We start from the raw sequence: 3,961 nt of genomic DNA, 5'->3' as shown, positions 1-3,961 counted from the left end.
CCGCACCACCAGGTGCGGGGCCTTCCCCACTTAAACCACACCCCACCACATGCACCGGGCACACCCACCGCAGGCCGGTACGCACCCCGCCGGCACCCGTACACGGCACCCAGGACCACTCCGGTCCTCAGGCCCATGCTGGCAGCCCCCGACCGCATAATGCGCTGTCTCCAGCGCCACCCGCCACGCTCCGGTTCGGCCTTCCGCTCCAGATACGGTCCCGCTGCCGCTACCGGTCGCCCCAGCACTGCTGCGTGTACTCAACCAGCACATCGAGCCCATGCCGACGTGCGCCCAGGACGCGCTCGGACACAGTCTCCTCCATCTCCGCCGAGAAAGGCCCTCGCCATCCTTCAACGGCCCAGGCCGTCTCTTCTTCGATGAGGTGTGCGTTGATCATCATTCCCGCGGAGGTGCCTTCGGCGGCGGCCACGATGACCTGCGCGGCGATGTTGGAGACGTTGCCCGCGACGTAGACACCCGGGACAGCTGTCGTACCCATGGGGCCGGGTTCAATGAAGCTTGCCATCCCGGACGGGTGCTCCTGCCTTGTGAGGCCGAGCGACTCGAGCAAGCCCGCTCGCGCCTCCATCTTCGACCCTACGACGAGGGACTGCAGATCGAAGCTGGTGCCGCCGGTCACCGTCACGCCGGTGAGGACGCCGTCCGCCGCGTTCACCGATGAGACGGCCCCTTCGACCACCCGTATGGACCGCGCCGCGAGTTTGTCCCACTCCTCCTCCGTCGGAATCACGGTGTTATTGAGGAAAAGAGTGATGTCTTCTGACCACTGCCGGAACAGAAGGGTCTGATGGATTGAGAAGGGGTTGGTGCCGAGGACGCCGATGCGCTGTCCACGGATTTCATAGCCGTGGCAGTAGGGGCAGTGCACGACGCCGGCGCCCCACTGCTCGGCCAGGCCAGGAATCGCGGGCAGCCGGTCCACAAGACCGGTAGTCAGAAGTAACCGGCGCCCGACCACCTGGCGTCCATCGGCCAGCACCACCTCGAAGCCCGCGGCGGTTCGCCGAACAGTTGTGGCTTCGATGCCGATGACCGTTGTGCCATAGGATTCCGCCTCCGAGCGCCCGGAGGCGAGCAGACCCAGGGGGCTCATTCCCTCGCGGCTCAGGAAGCCGTGGACGCCGTGCGCAGGAGCATTGCGCGGCGCTCCAGCGTCGATGACGACGACGGAGCGAAGGGCACGGCTGAGGGTGACGGCCGCGCTGAGCCCCGCCGCCCCACCTCCGACGATGACGACGTCATATCGCTCGTAAGGGGCTCGATCGTTGACTGACATGGTGGTTCTCCTTCTGTTCGGCTCGTTCGTCCCAGCATCGAGCAGCAGGATGAGGAACTGCAAGCAACTTTGCCGTTATGGCAAAATGGGTCCATGACCTCAGATCTGGATGCCGTCCTCGACGCGGTAGGACCCCGGCTGCGCGCGCTCAGGGGACAGCGCAATCTGACGCTCGGCGACGTATCCGCAGCGTCGGGCATCTCCGTGAGTACACTGTCCAGGCTCGAGTCGGGCCAGCGGCGACCGAACCTCGAGATCCTCCTGCCCATCGCCCAGGTGTACGGGGTGCCACTCGATGATCTCGTCGGAGCCCCACCGACCGGTGACCCACGCATCCATCTGCGTCCCATCAAGCACCACGGGAGAACGGCCATCCCGCTGACTCGGCGCCCTGGAGGTATGCAGGCGTACAAAATGGTGCTCGATGGCACTGCGCACCGCAACGGGCCGGATCTGCAGGTCCACGAGGGCTACGAATGGCTGTACATCCTGAACGGTTCGCTGCGCCTGGTCCTGGGTGACAACGATTTCGTGCTGGGGCCAGGCGAGGCGGCCGAATTCGACACCCGCACTCCGCACTGGTTCGCCAGCGCCAACGGACGGTCGGTCGAATTCATCAGCCTGTTTGGGCAACAGGGAGAGCGTATGCACGTCCGCGCCCGGCCGAAAAAGTCCTGACGCACAACCGGAATAGGCTGCCGCCTGCTCGAGCGGCGCGTCCCTCAAATCGCCGCATGCGCAGTTCCGTCGCGGGTCAGCACGTCATGGCCGTGGAACCACGACGCCGTTGCAGGGGTGGTGTGGTGCAGTAATTCATGGTCTTTCCTGGTTCTGGTCGAGCGTGGCCACCCAGACGGCGCGGGTGGTGCGAGGTTCGAGGTTGAGGGTGGGGTCGTTGGACAGCCGTTTGAGAAGGTCTTCGACTGCCTGGCGATTCCCCGTGCTAAGAGCAGTCAGGTGGGAGAAGCGCGCGAACCACTGCTGCGCGTATTCCCGTGCGGCTGGGGTGACGGGTGCGGTGGCGCTTACTTCACTCCGGGCAACGACGAATCCGGCCGCTTCGATCACCGGTGTCCAGTCGGAGTAGTGATTCCACCCTTCAACTGCAGCGGCAGCGTGGCAGCGCTGCTCCAGCAGCACGTCATCGGGGTCGCTGAGGAAACTCGGCAAAGAGGCGAGCTCGACGACAACCAGGGATCCGCCGGGTGCCAATGCCTCGCGCGCACCTGACAGGAGCCGCGCGGGATGAGCGACGTGGTGGAGCGAGGATGACGCCCAGATCAGGTCAACCGGAACCTCGGGCAGTGCGGGGAACCCGTCATTGAGGTCCGCTTCGATCACGGCGAAGCCCTGCCTGTGCAGCAGCTCGAGCATCTGCGGGTCGTTGTCGACGCAGGTGATCGTCGCCTCTGGATAGCGTTCGCGCAGCAATCGGCTACCTGCACCGGTGCCGGCACCGAGGTCGACGACCCTACGCGCCGCCTGGCCGGCCAGGTTCAGGACGACTGCGAGGTGGTCGCTGAACACCTCGGCGTCGAGGTCGAGGCCGAGGTGCTGGTCCTGGCTGAACCGCAGACCGTGTACCTGGAGGGGCCGCTCATGCTTGTGGTTCTGATTACTGTTCGAGGCGTCGATGCTCATCTCCTCACGATAGACATCCTTTGCTGCAGAAGCATAGGCTCATGCGTGTGAAGCAAGACCTGGATGTGCTCGTCCGTCAACGTATCCGTGCCCTCCGGTTGGCACGGGGACTCTCTCTGGATGCCCTGGCCGTTTCCTGTTTCTTGAGCCCCTCGACGCTCAGTCGCATCGAGACGGGCGACAGGCGTATTGCGCTCGATCAACTCGTCCCGATCGCCCGTGCCCTGGAAACCACCCTCGATGAGCTCATCAGCTCGCCGGAAGAGGAAGATGTCGTCATCAGACCCCAGCCCGCACAGCGCGCGGATGTGACTACGTGGCTACTCTCGCGCGACAGGGCAGTGGCAGGAGTGGTGGTGGTCAAGATGCGGGTTGGTCCCGGGGCGGCACTGGCGCCGGAGCGCCAAGTGCATCCGGGCTGGGAGTGGTTCACCGTGCTGACCGGTCAGGCCCGATTGGAGCTCGGCGACAGGGAGCTTGTCGTCGAGGCCGACGAAGCTGCTCAGTTTTCCACCATGGTGCCCCACCGAATCAGTGCCGTCCCTGGGTCCGGAGAACTGGAGATCCTGTCGATATTCAACCGCGACGGGGAGCTGGCGCACCTGGCCGATGCCTGATCAGCCTGGCTGTCGCGAGACCGCCGCAGCCTTGACCGGCAATGAGGCTTGGAACCGCTGCGGCACCTCGCCGGCTCGCTCGCCAGGGGCCCTGCGCGGCGGCTGTAGCCAGAGGAAACGCCGGCCCTTTCACTCGCCGGCGCTGGTCGTGGGAACGTGATGCAGCCGACGTCCCCACGGTTTGCTCGCATCCCGACGGGGGTGTAGTGTTTCATGAGTTGCCCCGGTGAGGGTGACCAACCCCCTCCAATTCCAGTGGTCGGTTCGTGCGCTCTGATGCGGGATCGAATTCGGCCCCTGAATTTGTTGTGGGATTGTCTTGTGGAATTCTTTTGCGGGGCCTGTAGGGCACGGCGGGGGATTTGACAAGGGAAAAGGGAATGAAATAAGCTGTGAATGTAAC

Annotated in this window: 4 protein-coding genes; 2 read left to right on the top strand and 2 right to left on the bottom strand. The window is 64.8% G+C overall.

From position 1 onward, the window contains the following. Positions 1–229: 229 nt before the first annotated feature. Positions 230–1,363: an NAD(P)/FAD-dependent oxidoreductase gene (locus ACX80H_RS16450; RefSeq protein ID WP_459314482.1), complete on the bottom strand. Its 1,134-nt coding sequence runs from the start codon at positions 1,361–1,363 to the stop codon at positions 230–232. Positions 1,364–1,393: 30 nt separating this feature from the next. Here ACX80H_RS16450 and ACX80H_RS16445 point away from each other — a divergent pair, with 30 nt between their 5' ends. Then, the gene (locus ACX80H_RS16445; RefSeq protein ID WP_459314481.1) at positions 1,394–1,978 is read left to right on the top strand and encodes a helix-turn-helix domain-containing protein; all 585 of its coding nucleotides are present in this window, start codon (positions 1,394–1,396) and stop codon (positions 1,976–1,978) included. A gap of 135 nt (positions 1,979–2,113) precedes the next feature. Here ACX80H_RS16445 and ACX80H_RS16440 read toward each other — a convergent pair whose 3' ends face one another. After that, positions 2,114–2,941, bottom strand: coding sequence for a class I SAM-dependent methyltransferase (locus tag ACX80H_RS16440; RefSeq protein ID WP_459314480.1), 828 nt, complete (start codon positions 2,939–2,941; stop codon positions 2,114–2,116). A 41-nt stretch (positions 2,942–2,982) separates the two neighbouring features. Between ACX80H_RS16440 and ACX80H_RS16435 the strand changes: the two genes are divergently transcribed. Next, positions 2,983–3,558 carry a cupin domain-containing protein gene (locus ACX80H_RS16435; protein WP_459314479.1) on the top strand — a complete coding sequence of 192 codons (576 nt, stop codon included), beginning with the start codon at positions 2,983–2,985 and terminating at the stop codon, positions 3,556–3,558. Positions 3,559–3,961 lie beyond the last annotated feature (403 nt).

The sequence above is a fragment of the Arthrobacter pasteuri genome (genome assembly GCF_054510955.1).
Note: the sequence above shows the minus strand (reverse complement) of the source record. Positions and strands in the feature narration are given on the sequence as shown.

Excerpts from the sequence above, each read along its gene's own strand:
- ACX80H_RS16445 (WP_459314481.1), top strand. The coding sequence starts at position 1,394 with ATGACCTCAGATCTGGATGCCGTCCTCGACGCGGTAGGACCCCGGCTG.
- ACX80H_RS16435 (WP_459314479.1), top strand. The coding sequence starts at position 2,983 with ATGCGTGTGAAGCAAGACCTGGATGTGCTCGTCCGTCAACGTATCCGT.
- ACX80H_RS16440 (WP_459314480.1), bottom strand. The coding sequence starts at position 2,941 with ATGAGCATCGACGCCTCGAACAGTAATCAGAACCACAAGCATGAGCGG.